At 64.1% G+C, this 16,666-nt stretch carries 12 protein-coding genes, 1 tRNA gene and 1 pseudogene; 6 read left to right on the top strand and 8 right to left on the bottom strand.

Annotated elements, in window-relative coordinates; all coding sequences use genetic code 11:
• Positions 1-29 precede the first annotated feature (29 nt).
• Positions 30-1,019, top strand: a complete 990-nt coding sequence (locus DRB87_RS13305; protein ID WP_130027863.1) for a ferredoxin reductase — start codon at positions 30-32, stop codon at positions 1,017-1,019.
• Positions 1,020-1,173: 154 nt separating this feature from the next.
• Here DRB87_RS13305 and DRB87_RS13300 read toward each other — a convergent pair.
• A tRNA-Pro gene (locus DRB87_RS13300) sits at positions 1,174-1,250 on the bottom strand.
• Positions 1,251-1,482: 232 nt separating this feature from the next.
• Here DRB87_RS13300 and DRB87_RS13295 point away from each other — a divergent pair.
• Positions 1,483-3,171 carry an AMP-binding protein gene (locus DRB87_RS13295; RefSeq protein WP_130026244.1) on the top strand — a complete coding sequence of 563 codons (1,689 nt, stop codon included), beginning with the start codon at positions 1,483-1,485 and terminating at the stop codon, positions 3,169-3,171.
• 53 nt (positions 3,172-3,224) lie between these two features.
• Here DRB87_RS13295 and DRB87_RS13290 read toward each other — a convergent pair whose 3' ends face one another.
• Positions 3,225-3,998 carry a sulfite exporter TauE/SafE family protein gene (locus DRB87_RS13290; protein WP_130026243.1) on the bottom strand — a complete coding sequence of 258 codons (774 nt, stop codon included), beginning with the start codon at positions 3,996-3,998 and terminating at the stop codon, positions 3,225-3,227.
• A gap of 272 nt (positions 3,999-4,270) precedes the next feature.
• On the opposite strand from DRB87_RS13290, the gene gshA reads away from it, so the two are divergent.
• The gene (gene gshA / locus DRB87_RS13285; protein WP_240756308.1) at positions 4,271-5,833 is read left to right on the top strand and encodes a glutamate--cysteine ligase; all 1,563 of its coding nucleotides are present in this window, start codon (positions 4,271-4,273) and stop codon (positions 5,831-5,833) included.
• Between the two features lie 84 nt (positions 5,834-5,917).
• Here the strand turns inward: gshA and DRB87_RS13280 are convergent, their stop codons facing one another.
• From DRB87_RS13280 to DRB87_RS13265, 4 genes are all read right to left on the bottom strand, one after another.
• Positions 5,918-6,241, bottom strand: a complete 324-nt coding sequence (locus DRB87_RS13280; protein WP_130026241.1) for an AzlD domain-containing protein — start codon at positions 6,239-6,241, stop codon at positions 5,918-5,920.
• Positions 6,238-6,951 carry an AzlC family ABC transporter permease gene (locus DRB87_RS13275; RefSeq protein WP_130026240.1) on the bottom strand — a complete coding sequence of 238 codons (714 nt, stop codon included), beginning with the start codon at positions 6,949-6,951 and terminating at the stop codon, positions 6,238-6,240. The genes DRB87_RS13280 and DRB87_RS13275 overlap by 4 nt, the downstream gene beginning before the upstream one ends.
• A 209-nt stretch (positions 6,952-7,160) precedes the next feature.
• Positions 7,161-9,668 carry a penicillin-binding protein 1A gene (locus DRB87_RS13270; RefSeq protein WP_240755985.1) on the bottom strand — a complete coding sequence of 836 codons (2,508 nt, stop codon included), beginning with the start codon at positions 9,666-9,668 and terminating at the stop codon, positions 7,161-7,163.
• Between the two features lie 267 nt (positions 9,669-9,935).
• Entirely contained in the window at positions 9,936-10,238 is a 303-nt protein-coding gene (locus DRB87_RS13265; protein WP_130026238.1) for a hypothetical protein, read from the bottom strand.
• A 255-nt stretch (positions 10,239-10,493) separates the two neighbouring features.
• On the opposite strand from DRB87_RS13265, the pseudogene DRB87_RS24255 reads away from it, so the two are divergent.
• From DRB87_RS24255 to DRB87_RS13255, 3 genes and pseudogenes are all read left to right on the top strand, one after another.
• A pseudogene (locus tag DRB87_RS24255) lies at positions 10,494-10,937 on the top strand (Tar ligand binding domain-containing protein); the annotation flags it as partial.
• A 57-nt stretch (positions 10,938-10,994) separates the two neighbouring features.
• Positions 10,995-12,074 (top strand): methyl-accepting chemotaxis protein, encoded by a 1,080-nt coding sequence (locus DRB87_RS13260; protein ID WP_370363986.1) that lies wholly within the window; start codon positions 10,995-10,997, stop codon positions 12,072-12,074.
• A gap of 131 nt (positions 12,075-12,205) precedes the next feature.
• Positions 12,206-12,613, top strand: a complete 408-nt coding sequence (locus DRB87_RS13255; protein ID WP_130026236.1) for a hypothetical protein — start codon at positions 12,206-12,208, stop codon at positions 12,611-12,613.
• Positions 12,614-12,740: 127 nt separating this feature from the next.
• Here the strand turns inward: DRB87_RS13255 and DRB87_RS13250 are convergent, their stop codons facing one another.
• Positions 12,741-14,465, bottom strand: coding sequence for an NADPH-dependent assimilatory sulfite reductase hemoprotein subunit (locus tag DRB87_RS13250; protein WP_130026235.1), 1,725 nt, complete (start codon positions 14,463-14,465; stop codon positions 12,741-12,743).
• Positions 14,466-14,554: 89 nt separating this feature from the next.
• Positions 14,555-16,396, bottom strand: a complete 1,842-nt coding sequence (locus DRB87_RS13245; RefSeq protein ID WP_130026234.1) for an assimilatory sulfite reductase (NADPH) flavoprotein subunit — start codon at positions 16,394-16,396, stop codon at positions 14,555-14,557.
• Between the last annotated feature and the right edge of the window lie 270 nt (positions 16,397-16,666).

Raw genomic sequence — 16,666 nt, 5'->3', positions numbered from 1 at the left:
TTCGCAATCTCGGCAATTCGACGTTGGAGATGCTCGTGGTCTACCATCCGCCGCGCGTGCGCAAAAAGCCCGAAACGGCGAAATTGCGAGCGACGGTCCAAGCAATTCGCCATGAGGCGCAGCGCGTTATCAGCATTGAGTTACGACCGCCGCGAGGCTCGATGTTCCCGGCCTTCGACGCCGGTTCGCACATTGATCTTTATCTGCCCAATGGGATGATGCGCAGCTATTCGCTGTGCAACGCCGCAGAAGACAACGACAGATATGTGATCGGTGTGCTCAAGGTCGAAGACAGCCGCGGTGGATCTCGTTATGTGCACGAACAGTTGCGGGTTGGCGCGGAGATCGAAATATCGAGGCCCCGCAACAATTTTCGATTGCACGAAGACGCGCTCCATACCGTGCTGATTGCGGGGGGAATCGGTATCACGCCGATTCTGTCGATGGCTCGGCGACTGTGCGGTCTCGGACATTCGATCGAGTTACTTTACTGTGCGCGTTCGCGTCGCGAGGCGGCATTCGTCGAAGAGATCGACTCGCTCGGAATCCAGGTCAAGTGGCATTTCGATGACGAGCAGGATGAGCGTGTGGATCTCGCACAATTTCTTGCGTCCCGGCGCGGCGACGCGCATTTCTATGCCTGCGGGCCGACCGCGATGCTCGACGATTTCGAGCGCCTCAGCAACGCGCTCGGGCTTACGCAGGTGCACCTTGAGCGATTCGTCGCGCGGGGTGCGCTTGCGCAGTCGACGTCGCCTTACAGGGTCGAGCTGAAGCGCTCGGGACGCAGTCTCGAGGTCGCCCCCGGCAACACGCTGCTGCAAACGCTTCTCGATGCTGGCATCGAAGTCCAGCACGGTTGCAAGCAAGGCGTGTGCGGCGCGTGCAAGACGCGTGTGCTCTCTGGCGAGCCGGACCATCGGGACACGGTGTTGAGTGCGAGTGAGCGTGCGAGCAAGGCGGTGATGACCGTATGCGTGTCGGGCTGCAATGGCGAGTCGCTGACGCTTGATCTTTAGGAGAGAAGAATGCCGCGCTGAGCGTCGTCGAGCGGTGGGCAGACATCAGGGGGCGATGAAAACGCTGTCGGATAGATGACGCATTTTCGCTCGGCATGGACAATACGAGCCCAACAAAAAACCCGCACAGCCAAAGACTGTGCGGGTTCTATTCTGGTCGGGGCGAGAGGATTTGAACCTCCGACCACCTGCACCCCATGCAGGTACGCTACCAGGCTGCGCTACGCCCCGTGAGAAATGCGTCGTCTAGATGCATTGCTCGAAAGAATGCGAGTATAGCAGAGCTTTCCGCGAGAATGAAAGAGGACGTGCGTATCGGACGCATATTTTTTGCGCCTGCCACTCACGGCGCGATATCAAGGATTGGCGAAACCCCATGATGGTTATCCCGAATGTTGCATTCGGGGGCCTCACGATAATGGAATTCTGCCTAATCCTGCCCGACAGGTCTCGGAGACAAGCGATGCCGCAAAACCTGGGATTCGAGGCCGCGCGCGATCTGCTGCTCGCCCAGCGTGCCCACTACGACGTGGCGTACCGTGATTTCCGTTGGCCCGTCCTCTCGCATTTCAATTGGGCGCTGGATTTCTTCGACCCGCAAGCCCAGGGCAACGACCGTGCGGCCCTCTGGGTCGTCGAGGAAGACGGACGCGAGGCGCGGCTGTCATTCGCCGAGATGTCCCTACGCTCGAATCGCGTCGCCAACTTCCTTCGCGAGCAAGGCGTGTCGCGCGGTGACCGCGTATTGCTCATGCTGCCTAATCAGGTTGAACTCTGGGACCTCATGCTCGCCTGCATGAAGCTCGGCGCCGTCATGATTCCCGCGACCACCTTGCTCGCCGCCGGCGACCTCGCCGACCGGCTCGAACGCGGCCGCGTGCGCCACGTCGTCACCACCGCGCGCGATGCCGTCAAGTTCGCCGCCTTGCCCGGCGACTATCGGCGCATCGCCGTCGGCGACAACCCGCCCGAAGGGTGGACGCCCCTCGCGCCCGCCTATCAAGCCTCAGATCGATTCACCCCCGACGGCGCCACGCTCGCGATCGATCCATTGCTGCTCTACTTCACGTCCGGGACCACGTCGCGCCCGAAGCTCGTGCTGCACACGCACCAGAGCTATCCGGTCGGTCATCTCGCCACGATGTACTGGCTTGGTCTACAACCCGGCGATATCCACTGGAACATCAGCTCGCCAGGCTGGGCGAAGCACGCGTGGAGCTGCTTTTTCGCGCCGTGGAACGCGGGGGCCACCATCTTCGTCTACAACTTCTCGCGCTTCGATGCGCGTGCCGCGCTGGAGACGGCCACGCGTTGCGGCGTCACGACGTTGTGTGCGCCGCCCACCGTCTGGCGCATGATGATTCAGGAAGATCTCAAGCGCCACGCGGTGAAATTCCGTGAACTGATCGGCGCGGGCGAGCCGCTCAATCCCGAAGTGATCGACCAGGTCAAACGCGCCTGGCACATCACGATTCGCGACGGCTATGGTCAGACCGAAACCTGTTGCCAGATCGGCAACTCGCCGGGGCAGCCCGTCAAGGCGGGGTCGATGGGGCGCCCCATGCCAGGCTATCGCGTCGTACTGCTCGATCACGACGGCGCCGAAGCCGACGAAGGCGAAATCGCGCTCGTGTTGTCGTCACGCCCGACGGGTTTGATGCAAGGCTACGAGGACGACAGCGAGAAGACCGCCGACGCCATGCGCGACGGCTACTACCACACGGGCGACGTGGCGATGCGCGACGAGCACGGCTACTTCACGTACATCGGTCGCGCGGACGATGTCTTCAAGGCGTCCGACTATCGCATCAGCCCGTTCGAGCTGGAAAGCGAACTTATCAAGCACCCGGCCGTCGCCGAAGCCGGCGTGGTGCCAAGTCCCGATCCGGTGCGGCTCGCCGTGCCGAAGGCCTTCATCACCCTGCGCGCCGGTTTTCACGCCGACGACAAACTCGCCCTCGACATCCTGCGCTTCTGCCGCGATCACCTCGCGCCTTATAAACGTATCCGACGCATCGAATTCTGCGATCTGCCGAAGACCATCTCCGGCAAGATTCGCCGCGTCGAACTGCGGCGCACGGAAGCGGAGCGCGATCTGGATAGCCGCCGCGCGATGGAGTTCTGGGACGTCGATTTCAGCGATCTCAGATGATGCCGTGTGGCCCCGACCAGCACGACCCGCGCGGGCCGCGCCGACCGTTGCGCTTAGCGCAGGTGCTGAATCACCAGTTCGGCACCGAGCATGGCGAGACCCACGAAAAAGCACCGGCGGAAGACGGGCGCACTGAAGCGCCCTCGCACCCATTGCCCGAAGTACATCCCGCCCAGCGCGGGCGCCACCGCCAGCAGCGACACGCCCATCGCATGGCCATGGAAGATGCCGTCGCGCGCCAGCCCGGCGGCAAGCGCCACCGTCGACACGGTGAACGACAGGCCGAGCGCCTGCACGAGGTCGTCGCGCTCTAGATCAAGCGCCTGGAGGAACGGCACCGCGGGAATGACGAACACCCCGGTCGCCGCCGTGACCAGGCCGGTCACCACACCCATGCCCGCGCCGAGAGCGCTCACGCGCGCGGCGGACCAACGCTTGGGCACGTGCAGCCGCACCGCCGCCAGCCCCAATGCCGCATAAGCGAGAAGCGCGATGCCCAACGCCATGCCCGCAACGTTGCCGCCGTTGGCCAGCCATCCGCCACCCGCCCATGTGCCGACGCAGATGCCGACCAGCATCGGCCACAGACGCCTGGCTAGCGCGGCAAAGCGCGGCCCCGCCAACAATTGCCACACATTCGTCACGAGCGACGGCACGATGAGGAGCGCCGCGGCCTGCGCCGTCGGCATCGCCAATCCAAGCAGCCCTACGGCCACCGTGGGCAGGCCCAGCCCGATCACGCCTTTGACGAAGCCCGCGAGCACAAAGGTGGCAAGCCCCAGGAAGAGTAGGGGGATGAGGTCGGTGAGGTGTTGAGTATTCATCATGGCGTCAGTATCGATGTGCCATGCCGGAACGCCAATGCGGCATTCGCGCAGGCGGGCTCAGGCAGGCGCTGAGGCTGCGATGTCGGGCCGAGGTGGCGTCCGGCGCGCTTTGGCGTTTTCAGTTATGCTCAGGCCAAATTCACGCCGTGCCAAAGCATCGCGCCAGTCCAGAGGGATGGAAGTTGGAAAAACAGAATCGTCAACACGAACACACTGCACACACCGGGCCGCATGCCGCCCACGCGTCGCTTGACCGGCGTCTGGCGCTCATCATGCAGCCCGATCACCTCGCGCTGCTCGGCGAAGGTCTGTCGGGCATCGAACGGGAAACCCTGCGCGTCGAAGACAACGGCGCGCTCGCGCTGACGCCCCATCCACGCGCGCTCGGCTCGGCACTGACCAACGAAGAGATCACCACCGATTATTCGGAATCGCTGCTCGAGTTCATCACGCCGCCGCAGCGCGATGCGGCCGACGTCATCGCCCGCCTGGACGAAATTCATCAGTTCGCCTACCGCAAGCTCGGCACGGAATTGCTATGGAGCGATTCGATGCCGCCCGCGCTGCCGCCGGAAGCGGTGATCCCGATCGCCGATTACGGCACGTCGCACATCGGCAAGCTCAAGCATGTCTATCGCCGCGGTCTCGCGCTGCGCTATGGCAAGCCGATGCAGTGCATCGCAGGCATTCACTACAATTTTTCGCTGGCCGAACCGTTGTGGACATTGTTGCGCGAGCACGAAGGCGCAACGCAGTCCGCACGCGATTATCAGTCGGCGCGCTATGTCGCGCTCATTCGCAATTTCCGTCGCTATAGCTGGCTTCTGATGTACCTGTTCGGTGCGTCGCCGGTGCTGCACGCCGAATTCCTGCGCGGACGCGAGCACGGCCTCGACGCTTTCGACGAAGGCACGCTCGGTCTGCCCTATGCGACCAGCTTGCGCATGAGCGATCTGGGCTACCAGAACAGCGCGCAGTCCGAAGTCTCGCCCTGTTACGACTGCCTGCCCAGCTATATCGACGCGCTCACGCAAGCCGTCAGCCAGCCGCATCCCGCCTACGAGGCACTCGGCACCCAACGCGATGGCGAATGGATTCAGCTCTCGACGAATCTCCTGCAAATCGAGAACGAGTTCTACGCCACGATTCGACCCAAGCGGGTGACGTATAGCGGCGAGCGCCCGGTGCAGGCCCTCGCGCGTCGCGGCGTGCAATACGTGGAAGTGCGTTGTATCGACATCGATCCCTTCCAGCCGGTCGGTATCGACGTCGACACGGCCCGCTTCATCGACGCCTTCCTGCTGTTCTGCGCGCTCGACGACAGCCCATCGTGTTCGGACGCCGAGAACAGCGAGAATCGCGACAACTTCGCTCACGTGGTCAAGGAGGGCCGCAAGCCGGGCCTCGTGCTGCATCGCGGTGGCGAAGCGATCACGCTGTTCGATTGGGCCGAGACATTGCTCGATCGCATCGACCGGACGGCGGCCGCCTTCGACCTGCAGCGTGGCGGAGCGCATTACGCCCATACGATGGCGCTGCAACGTGCCAAGGTGCAGGATGTGTCGCTCACGCCGTCCGCGCGTGTGATGGCCGCGCTCGAACCGCTGCGCGGTACGTCAGGCGGCGCGTTCCAGGCGTTCGCGCTCGCGCAGAGCCAGCGTCATGCGCAGACGCTGCGCGACATGCCGCTCGATGCGCGCGTTGTCGAGCACTTCGAAACACTGGCCCGGAAGTCGCTCGAAGCCCAAGCCGAACTGGAACGCACGCAGGTCGGCGACTTCGATGCATTCGTGGCCGATTACCTGGCAGGCACGCTAGGGGCTGCCACCGCCTGACGGACAGTGCGCGGGTACACGAAAAAGCGCCTCATGCGAGGCGCTTTTTTCATGGACGATGCGAATGACGCGAGCGGTGCCTGGTCAGCCCAATACCCCTAGCTGCCACGTAAAAAAGATGGCCAGCCCGGCGCCGATGGTGAGCAACTGATGACGCGTCGCGGCACAGACGGCAATGGCCACGAGGGCTGCGACGAGTTGCGGATTACGCCACGTCAGCTCGAGACCGCTACCATGCGGCGCGAGCGTCATCGGCACAATGATTGCCGTGAGTACCGTCACAGGGACGAACGACAACGCCTCGCGCAGCCACTCGGGAAACCGCACGCGGTCGCCCAGCAAGAAGATTCCCGCCTTGACGGCAAACGTGACGGCGGCCATGCCGCCAATCGCCACGACATAATTCATTGCGCACCCCCGCGACGCTTCGCATGCAGCGCGATCATGCCGGACGCAATGCCGAGCGCCACGGCCACGAGCAAGCCGAGCTTGTACGGCAAACCGTGGCACAGGTACGCGGCCACCCCGGCGACGATCGTCGCGACGGCCCACGGCATGCGGGCCATCTGCGGCACGATGATCGCGATGAACGTGGCGACCATCGCGAAGTCGAGGCCCAGCGTTTGCAGTCGCGGAAACGCGGCGCCGAACAGCAACCCGGCAAGCGTCCACACTTGCCAATTCATGTACATCGACAGACCTGAGCCCAGGAAGTACCAGTGTCCCATCGGATCGTCGGGGTGGCGATGGAAATGACTACTGGTCACCGCGAACGTCTCGTCCGTCAGCAGGAATCCCAGCAGGGCGCGCCACCGAAAATTCAAATGCCCCACATGCGGCAACAGGTTGGCCGCGTACAGCATGTGTCGCAGATTCACGATCAACGTCGTTGCCCACAGCACGAGATAGCCCACGCCCGTCGCGAAAAGGCCGGCGGCGATGAACTGACTGGATCCGGCGAAAACGGTGAGCGACATGAGCTGTCCGTGCCACGTCGCCAGCGGCGTGGTGGCCACCAGCGCACCGAAGATCAAGCCGAACGGGGCCGCGCCGACGATCATCGGCAGGGTGTCACGGGCACCTGCGGCAAAACTAGCCGCACGGGTCGGAGCCAGCATGGAGGCGCTTTCCTGAAGGTAAAAGGTTGAAGAAGAATACGGGAAAGGCGTGAGCATAGCCGCTATGCCGGGCCGCCCGCTTGTACGTTCTTGCGCTTGAGGCCGGAAAGTGGCTCGACCGTGAAAAACGGCCACCCGTTGGGTGGCCGCGTATTGTGGCGGTGCTGGCTCACGTCAGCCGCTTGCGCGGGCTGACGTCGGGCCAAGCGTCATGGGTGCTTGAACATGTCGAGAATGCGCGCTTTCTCGCGGGCGTCGACACCGCCCGGCGACGGGGGCTGACCCTCGGCGGGCGGCGGGGCCGCAGGCGAGGGCGAATTGCTCCCGAAGAACGGCAACGAGAATCCGCTGCTGCTGTCGTCGATCCCGATGCTCGCGACAAATCCGTTGCCCGGCAATTTGCTGGACTCATACAGCTCGCCGTTCACGACGCTGATTCCTTCGGGCATTGCCATTTGTTGCTCAGGCACGCCGTTGAGCGCCACGCCCATGTACTTGGTCCACACCGGCAACGCCAGTTGCGCGCCGAATTCGCGGCTACCGAGCGTCTTGGGTTGGTCAAAGCCGAGCCATGCCACGGCAACGAGCGAATGCTGGTAACCGGCGAACCAGCCGTCGAGGGCATCGTTGGTCGTGCCGGTCTTGCCGGCCAGGTCGGTGCGCTTGAGCACGTTCGTGCCCGCGCCGGTGCCGCGTTGCGCCACCGATTGCAGCAGGCTGTTCATGATGTAAGCGTTCGGCGCGGAAATCGCGCGGGCGGCGTTCACCCCGGCGACCACCGGCGTGGCCTTGTTGAGCAAGTTGCCGCGCGCGTCGCGAATCTCGCTGATCAGGTAAGGGGCGACGCGATAGCCGCCGTTCGCGAACACCGCGTAGGCGCCAGCCAGTTGCAGCGGCGTGGTCTGCCCGGCGCCCAGCGCCATCGGCAGATACGGCGGCACCTTGTCGGCGTCGAAGCCGAAGCGCGTGGCGTAATCCTGCGTGTATTGCGTGCCGGCAAACTGCAGCAGACGAATCGCCACGAGGTTCTTCGAGCGCTGCAGCCCTTCGCGCACCGTCATCGGGCCGCTGAAAGCGTCGTCGTCATGCGGATCCCACGCCTGGCCGCCGGTCTGCGCGGGGGGCAGGTTGAGCGGGCCGTCCATCACCATCGTCGCCGGGCTCACGCCTTTCTCGATGGCTGCCGAGTACACCACCGGCTTGAACGTCGAGCCCGGCTGACGCCATGCCTGCGTTGCCCGGTTGAACTTGCTCTGATTGAAGTCGAAGCCGCCCACCAGCGCGCGGATGGCGCCGTCGTCCGGCGAGAGCGAGACGAGCGAGCCTTGCACTTCCGGCAACTGTGCGATGCGCCACTTGCCGCGTGCATCTTTCATCACACGGATGATCGCGCCCGGACGGATGCGGATCTTTTCGCTGGCCTTCGCCGAGAGCGCCGACGCGGCAAAGCCGATGCCGTCGCCGTTGACGACCACGGGGTCGCCCGAGAGCGGCACGGCCGTGACCTGAGACGTGCTGGCGGCCACCACCACGGCTGCGACCAGATCGCCGTTGTCGGGATGTTCGAGCAGTGTGTCTTCGATCGCCTGCTGACGATCGGGCATCGCGGCGGGCAACTCAACGAAGCCCTCGGGGCCCCGATACGCATGACGGCGCTCGTAGTCGAGCACGCCCATGCGCACGGCTTCGTACGCGGCCTGCTGTTTCTTCGAGTCGAGTGTCGTGATGACGGTCAGGCCGCGGGTGTAGGTGTCTTCCTTGTATTCGTCGTACACGGCCTGCCGCACCATTTCGGCGACGTACTCGGCATGCACGTTGTACTCGTTGCCGGACGTGCGCGTGCGGATCGGCTCATGCAGGGCGTCTTCGTACTGACTGCGCGAAATGTAGCCCAGATCGAGCATGCGCTTGAGAATGTATTCCTGACGAATCTTCGCGCGTTTCGGATTGACGATCGGGTTGTAGGCCGAAGGCGCCTTGGGCAGGCCGGCCAGCATGGCGGCCTCGCCGAGCGTGATGTCCTTCAGATCCTTGCCGAAGTAGATGCGTGCAGCGCTCGCGAAGCCATAGGCGCGTTGACCCAGATAGATCTGGTTCATGTACAACTCGAGAATCTTGTCCTTGGACAACGCCGACTCGATCTTGTACGCCAGCAGCATTTCATAGATCTTGCGCGTGGCCGTCTTCTCGCGCGAGAGGAAGAAGTTGCGTGCGACCTGCATCGTGATCGTACTGGCGCCCTGCGCGGCTCCGCCGTGCAGCACGTCTGAAACACCGGCACGCAGAATGCCGATGAAGTCGACGCCGCCGTGATCGTAGAACCGATAGTCCTCGATCGCGAGCACGGCCTTCTTCATGACGTCCGGAATCTGATCGATAGTGACCAGACTGCGGCGCTCTTCGCCAAACTCACCGATCAGCACGTTATCGGCCGTATAGACCCGCAGCGGTACCTTGGGCCGGTAATCGGTGATGACGTCCAGCGGCGGCAGGTTCGGGCGCATGACGATCAGCGCATAGCCGACGAGCAGCGCGCCCACGACCGCCAAGCCTACCAACGTGGCAAAGATGGCGGCGAGGGTACCGAAACCGCGTTGACGACCTGGGGCGAGCTGCGAGGCGCAGAGTGCAGACGACGCCTGGGACGTTACGACGGGGGACTTGGGAGGCGCCGAATGAGACGGCGCACGAGGCGGCAAACAATGCTTCAAGGACATACCCAACGAAAATTGCAGGATGGGAACAGGCCAGCCGGCCTAGCGCTGCGTGGATCCCCGCCGCGCGGCGAAATCGGAGCAGTATGCCACGCCCGGCGCGAACACGCGCGTTTCGGGCGCTCACCCACTCGCCAACGACACCACGGTGCGCTTCGGCGATCCTGTGCGGGGCCGGCGCATCCAGCGCACCGCTCACCCGCCAGGCCGCACCATACCACGCTAACCGGGGACTCGCCCGATGTGTGACATCGGGCGGGCGATACAACGTCAACCCAACCGTTTGAGAAAGACCGTCATTTCCTTTTCCGCCTGACGGTCCCCGTGCGCCTGCGCGGCGGCGATGCCACGCGTCCACGCGTCGCGCGCACCCTCGCGATCGCCCGCGCCGTGTCGCGCTTTCCCCAACAGCTTCCACGCGGCCGTATAGGCCGGATCGAACGCCACGCAGTGGGTCAGGTGATCGGCCGCGACCGGGAAGTTCTGCGCATCGAGATAGGCCTTGCCGAGCCCGAAACGCAACAGCGCATTGTCTTTGCCGGCCGCCAAAAGCTTTTCGAGTCCTTCGATCATGATTCGAATATATCGAATGAATATATAAAAAATGTAATAGGATCATGCCCGGTTCCCACGTCATCGGCTTGGCGCGCGAAAGGCTCGGAAAGAGGCTCGTATACCCGCAGGACGCTCAAGTCGGGTGCTTGCCACGCCGATGACATAAATAATACCGGCCCGACAGAGGCCGTACAGGGACCCGAACCCACGACACAAGACGGAGACGACAGTATGTTGCGTAGCTTTTCCATTAAGGCGCGCCTCGGCATCACGATGGCGCTGTTGGCGGCGTTACTGATTCTGTTGGGCGCGCTCGGCATTGCGGGCATGACGCGCACGGGCAACGCGCTTCGCGAGACGTACGCCAACCACCTCGCCGCCACGGTGGCGCTCGGCAAAGACAACGCCACGCTTGCGCGCACCCGCGCCATTCTCGATCGCGTAGTGCTGCATCCGGAATCGCCGGATGGCGACAAGATTGCCAAACGCGCACGCGGCATGATCAAGGACGCGAATACGGCATGGGCCGCCTACCAGGCGCTGCCGCGCGGCCCCGAGGAACAGCGGATGGCCGACGAGGTCGCCGCCCGGCGCGCCACCTTCTTCGAGCAGGGCATGAATCCGATGCTCACCGCCATCGACGCGCGCGATCGCACGGCCATGGACGAGATCACGATGAACGTGCTGCCCAAGCGTTACGCCGAGCTTACGAAGGCCAGCGACGCGCTGGCCGCGTACAAGCTGAAGCTCGGGCACGACACGTACGAAGCGTCGATGGCGGAGCTGGAGGCATTCCGCTGGCTGAGCATCGGCGCAACGGCGCTGGGCGTGCTCATGGCCATCGCCTGCTACTTCTCGCTGCGCGGCGCGATCATGCGCCCGCTTGGCGAAGCGCTGGCGCATTTCGAGCACATTTCGGCAGGACAACTCGACAATCCGGTGCACGCGCGCGGCAAGGACGAAATGTCGACGCTCATGCGCGGTCTCGAGGCGATGCAGTCGCGTCTCGCGGACACGATTCGCGGCGTGCGCCGCAGTTGCGATGCGATGGCAACCGCCACGGCCGAAATCTCGGCGGGCAATACCGACCTGTCGGCGCGCACCGAAGAGCAGGCCGCCTCGCTGGAGGAGACGGCCTCGTCAATGGAGCAACTGACGGCTACGGTCAAGCAGAACGCCGACAACGCACGTCAGGCGAGCCAACTGGCGGTCAATGCGTCGGATATCGCATCGCGCGGCGGTCAGGTGGTGGCGCGGGTGGTCGACACGATGCAGGGCATCTCGACGAGTTCGTCGCAAGTGGTGGACATCATCGGCGTGATCGACGGGATTGCGTTCCAGACCAACATTCTCGCGCTCAACGCTGCCGTGGAAGCGGCCCGTGCCGGCGAGCAGGGCCGCGGTTTCGCCGTGGTGGCGGGCGAGGTGCGCACGCTGGCACAGCGCAGTGCCACGGCCGCACGGGAGATCAAGGCACTCATCGAGACGTCGGCGCAGAAGGTGGCCGATGGTTCGACGCTGGTGGCCGAAGCCGGGCGCACGATGAACGACATCCTGCAAGCCGTGCAGCGCGTGACGGACATCATGGGGGAGATCTCGGCGGCGTCCGACGAGCAGAGCAGCGGCATCGAGCAGGTGAACCGGGCGGTCACGCAAATGGATGCCGTCACGCAGCAGAATGCCGCGCTGGTGGAGCAAGCGGCGGCGGCGGCGGCGTCGCTGGAAGATCAGACGCATACGCTTCGCGAGGAAATGGCGCGATTCCGACTGGGCGACGAAAGTCAGGCGAGCGGCGCGGCAAGACGTCCAGCCTTGCATGCCGTGGAATCATCGCCCCTTTCCCTGGCGGCCTGAGCGGTGTGGCCGGTCACCGCCAATCAGGGCGATAGCGGCGCGGCGTGGGCATGGAAGGGGTGTGTTCGTGGCGGCCGTGGGCCGAACCGGGTAACATTGCCCATCTTTTGCTCAGTTGAGGGTGGCGAAGTATGAAGCGAGTGGCGCTGATGGCAGCGGTGGCCGTGCTGGCCGGGGGAGTGGCAGGGTGTGGCCCGGTCAACCAGATGAGCGTGCCTGATCCGGCCGCAGGACGACTGCTCGACCAGGGGACGGGGGCCGATCGCTTCATGGTGCTCAACTGTATCTATCACGGCTGGAGCGAGCTGTCGCCGAACGTCGAATCGACGTCGTACGCCCGTCAGGGGGCCGACCGCGTGCGTGTCTATCGCGGGCAGGGCGCCGACGGCAAAGCGGTCTACAACCCGTACGTCGACGTCATGCAAGGCGGCTTCGGTGCACGTTTGCAATACTTCGAAATTCCCGGCAGCCACCTGCCGCGCGACTACGAAAAGACGGTCAGGCGCTGCATGGTGCCGTATTCGGGCAGCAACGACTGACGTTGGGCCGTCTGACGAGGATCGCTTGAGCGCGATCATGAAAAAACGCCACGGGAGACCGTGGCGTTTTCGTTGGTGCCGTCGACAAGGCCGGCGAGTGCCTGCAACGGGGCTGCGATGACGGCGCTCAGCCGTGGAAGTCCTCGCGCGCTTCGACGACGGCCTTGACCACACCCCGACGCACGAGGAAATCACCGAATTTCTCACCGGCATCGCGCGCCTTCGCGTATTGCGCGAAGAGCGGCGTGAGTTCGGCCACGATCTGATCTTCGTTGAGCGATTCCTTGTACAGCTTGTTCAAACGCTGCCCGTGGAAACCCGCGCCGAGGTACAGGTTGTACTTGCCGGCCGATTTGCCGACCAGGCCGATCTCGGCGATGTACGGACGGGCGCAGCCGTTCGGGCAGCCGGTCGTGCGAATGGTGATCGGTTCGCCCGCAAGCCCCGCATCGTCGAGCACTTTCTCGAGTCGAGTGACCAGCCCGGGCAGGGCGCGTTCGCTCTCGGCCAGCGCCAGACCACACGTCGGGAAGCCGACGCAGGCCATCGAGTTGATGCGCAGCGCACTCTGGTGCTTGCCGTCAAGCAGGCCGTATTCCTTTACGAGGGCGTCGATCTGCGGTTTATCGGCTTCGCTCACGCGGCCAATGATCAGATTCTGGTTGCCCGTGATGCGGTAATCGCCCTGATGCACCTTCGCGATTTCGCGCAGTCCGGTCATCAGGCGGTAGTCGTCCCAATCCTTCACGCGACCGTTCTGGATGAAGAGCGTGAGATGCCAAAGATCGTCCGCGCCCTTGAGCCAGCCATACTGATCGCCGTTGGTCGTGAACGCGAACGCGCGCTCGGGCGCCAGATCCCAACCCAGATATTGGTTGAGGGTTTCCTTGAACCACGCCACGCCACGGTCGTCGAGGGTGTATTTCAGACGCGCATGCTTGCGATTGCCGCGGTCGCCGAAGTCGCGTTGCACGAGCAGCACCTTCTCGGCGACGTCGACGATGCGATCGGCCGGCGTATAGCCGATGACGGTCGCCGTGCGCGGGTACGTTGCGGCGTCGCCGTGAGTCATGCCCATGCCGCCACCGACCGTCACGTTGAAGCCTTCGAGCTTGCCGTCGTCGCCCACGATGGCGATAAAGCCCAGGTCGTTGGCGTAGAGATCGACGTCGTTGTTCGGCGGAATCGCGATGGCGATCTTGAACTTGCGCGGCAGATAGTGCTTGCCGTAGATCGGCTCGTGATCCTCCTTGCCCGCGCCCAGACGCTTGTCGCCCAGCCAGATCTCGCGATACGCCGTGGTCTGCGGCAACAAGTGCCGATCGATCTTCAGGCACCAGTCGAGCGCCTCGGCATGGGCGGGCGAATGGTGCGGATTGTTCGAGACGAGCGTGTTGCGATTGACGTCGCCGCACGCGGCAATGCTCGTCATCGCGACTTCATCGATGCCCTTGATGAGGGGGCGCAACTGGTGCTTGAGCACGTTGTGATACTGCACCGTCTGCCGCGTGGTCAGGCGAATGGTGTTGCCGCCGTACTTCTGGGCGAGATCGTCGAGCTTGAGCCATTGCTCGGGCGTGCACACGCCGCCCGGCATGCGCAGCCGGATCATGAACTGGTAGGCCGGTTCGAGTTTCTGCTTCTGCCGTTCGCTGCGCAGGTCACGGTCATCCTGCATGTAGGAGCCGTGAAACTTCAGCAATTGGGCGTCCTTCTCGAAGATCGCGCCGGTGAGCGGGTCGGCCAGACCTTCGGCGATGGTGCCGCGCAGGTAGTGGCTGGCGTCCTTGATCTTCTCGACTTCGGAGCGCGGCGCCGTCGAGGCGTCGCCGGCTTGCGTGGGTTGCGTCATGTGCTCGGCTCTATCGGTCAGCGCGGGGTGCCGCGCGGGTTTTGTCAGGGTAGACGGCGAAACGCGGTCAGAATCCGCGGCATCCGCGATCAGTACACATCGCGCTGATAACGCTTTTCGCGCTGCAACGTCTTCACGTACTCGGCGGCGGCGTCCGGCGTCAGTCCCCCATGTTGCGCCACGATGTCGATGAGCGCGGTGTTCACGTCGCGCGCCATTGCGTCGGCATCGCCGCATACGTACAGGTGCGCACCTTCCTGCAACCAGGCATACAGTTCCTTGCCTTGTTCGCGCATGCGGTGCTGTACGTAGACCTTGTCTTGCGTGTCGCGCGAAAACGCGAGGTCGATTTTCGTGAGCGCACCGTCCTTCACATAGCGTTGCCATTCTCGCTGATAAAGGAAGTCGGTGCGGAAGTTCCGGTCGCCGAAGAAGAGCCAGTTCTTGCCGGTGGCGTCGAGCGCCTGACGTTCCTCGACGAACGCGCGGAATGGGGCAATGCCGGTCCCGGGGCCGATCATGATGACCGGTGCATGGCTATCCTGCGGTAGCTTGAAGTTACGGTTCGCTTCGATATAGACCGGCACCGTCTGTCCTTCGTGCGCGATGTCGGCGAGGTAAGTCGATGCCACGCCGCGACGCGCGCGGCCGTGGCTGTCGTAGCGAACCGCGCCCACGGTGATGTGCACCGCGCCCGGATTGGCGGCCAGACTCGACGCAATCGAGTACAGACGCGGCTGAAGCGTGCGCAGCGTGCCGACGAACTCGGCCGCCTTCACCTTGCGGGCCGGGAACTGGCGCACGACGTCGATCACGTCGCGGCCATGGAGATAGTCGCGCAGTGCCGTTTCGTTGCCCGCGCCGAGCAGCGCCTTCAGTTCGCCGGATTCCGCCAGCGCCGCGTACTTTTCGAGGAACGCGCGCGAGAGCGTTGTGATGTCGTAGGCGCGCAGGAAGGCGTCGCGCAGCGACAGTGTGCTGTCCTGCGTCGTCGTGGTGGCCTGCGGGTCGAGGGCCAGCGTGTCGATCAGCGTGTCGACGAGCGCCGCGTCGTTCTGCGCGACCACGCCCAGCGCGTCGCCCGGCTCGTACGTGAGTCCCGAGCCTTCCAGCGAGAGTTCGACGTGATGGACTTCCTTGGACGAACCGCGCCCGGAAAGCGTGACGTTCTCGATCACGGCGGCGTCGAACGGGTGCTTGCGGCTGTATTGGCTCGATGCGGTGGCCGGTGCGATACCGCTCGCGAGCGCGGTGAGGCTGAAACCTTCCGTCATACCGGCGCTCTTGCCCGCGGCGGCCGGGGCGGCCACCCGCGACAGCGCTTCGACGGCCTCTTCGATCCAGCGCTCGGCCGGCGCGTCGTAGTCGACGTCGCTGTCGACGCGGGGCACGAGTCGTTGCGCACCCAGCGCTGACAGCCGTGCGTCGAAGTCCTTGCCGGCCTGGCAGAACTTCTCATAGCTCGAATCGCCCAGCCCGAGGACCGCGAAGCGGGTGCCTTCGAGTTGGGGCGCCTTCGCGCCGTGCAGGAAATCGTAGAAGTCGCGCGCGTCGTCGGGCGGCTCGCCTTCGCCTTGTGTCGACACGGCAACGAGCAGCAACTTGTCGTTCTTCAGGCGCGAGGCCTTGTAATCCCCCATCGCGAACAGATCGACCTTGAAGCCTGCGGCGACGGCGCGCGCCTTGGCAAGCTCGGCGACTTCCTGGGCGTGCCCGGTCTGCGAGCCATACAGAATCGTCACCGACGGGGCGGCAGGCCCGGCCGTTGCCGCGACCGGCGCCGGCGCACCGGCGTGTCGCACAGAGTGATTGATGCCCGCGAGATACCCTCGCACCCAGGCGAGTTGCTCGCCGGAAAGGCCGTCGACCAGTTGGCTGAGCATCTGGGCTTGCTGAGCGGAAAGCGGTGTCGTCTCTTGCATGTCGTTCATGACTCCAGGGGCCGGACCTGGACGGACGCCTTGGCGGGGCATACCCGTCGAGCGCCCCCAGACAGACCGGCAAGGGGATACTCAACACGATATCGGCTGGTTCTTAGAAATTAAAATAATAAAATTTAATTTTTATATATCCAATTTACATATAAACATAAGGCGCAAGCGGGCTGGCGCAGCGCGAACCAGCGACGCATGCTGCGGTTACGCCGCAAGTGCCCGTGCGACGGGTTTCCGGGTCGGTGGGCGCTGGGAAAACGTGCTATG

It is taken from the genome of Pandoraea sp. XY-2 (genome assembly GCF_004193915.1).
GTDB lineage: Bacteria > Pseudomonadota > Gammaproteobacteria > Burkholderiales > Burkholderiaceae > Pandoraea > Pandoraea cepalis.
Note: the sequence above shows the minus strand (reverse complement) of the source record. Positions and strands in the feature narration are given on the sequence as shown.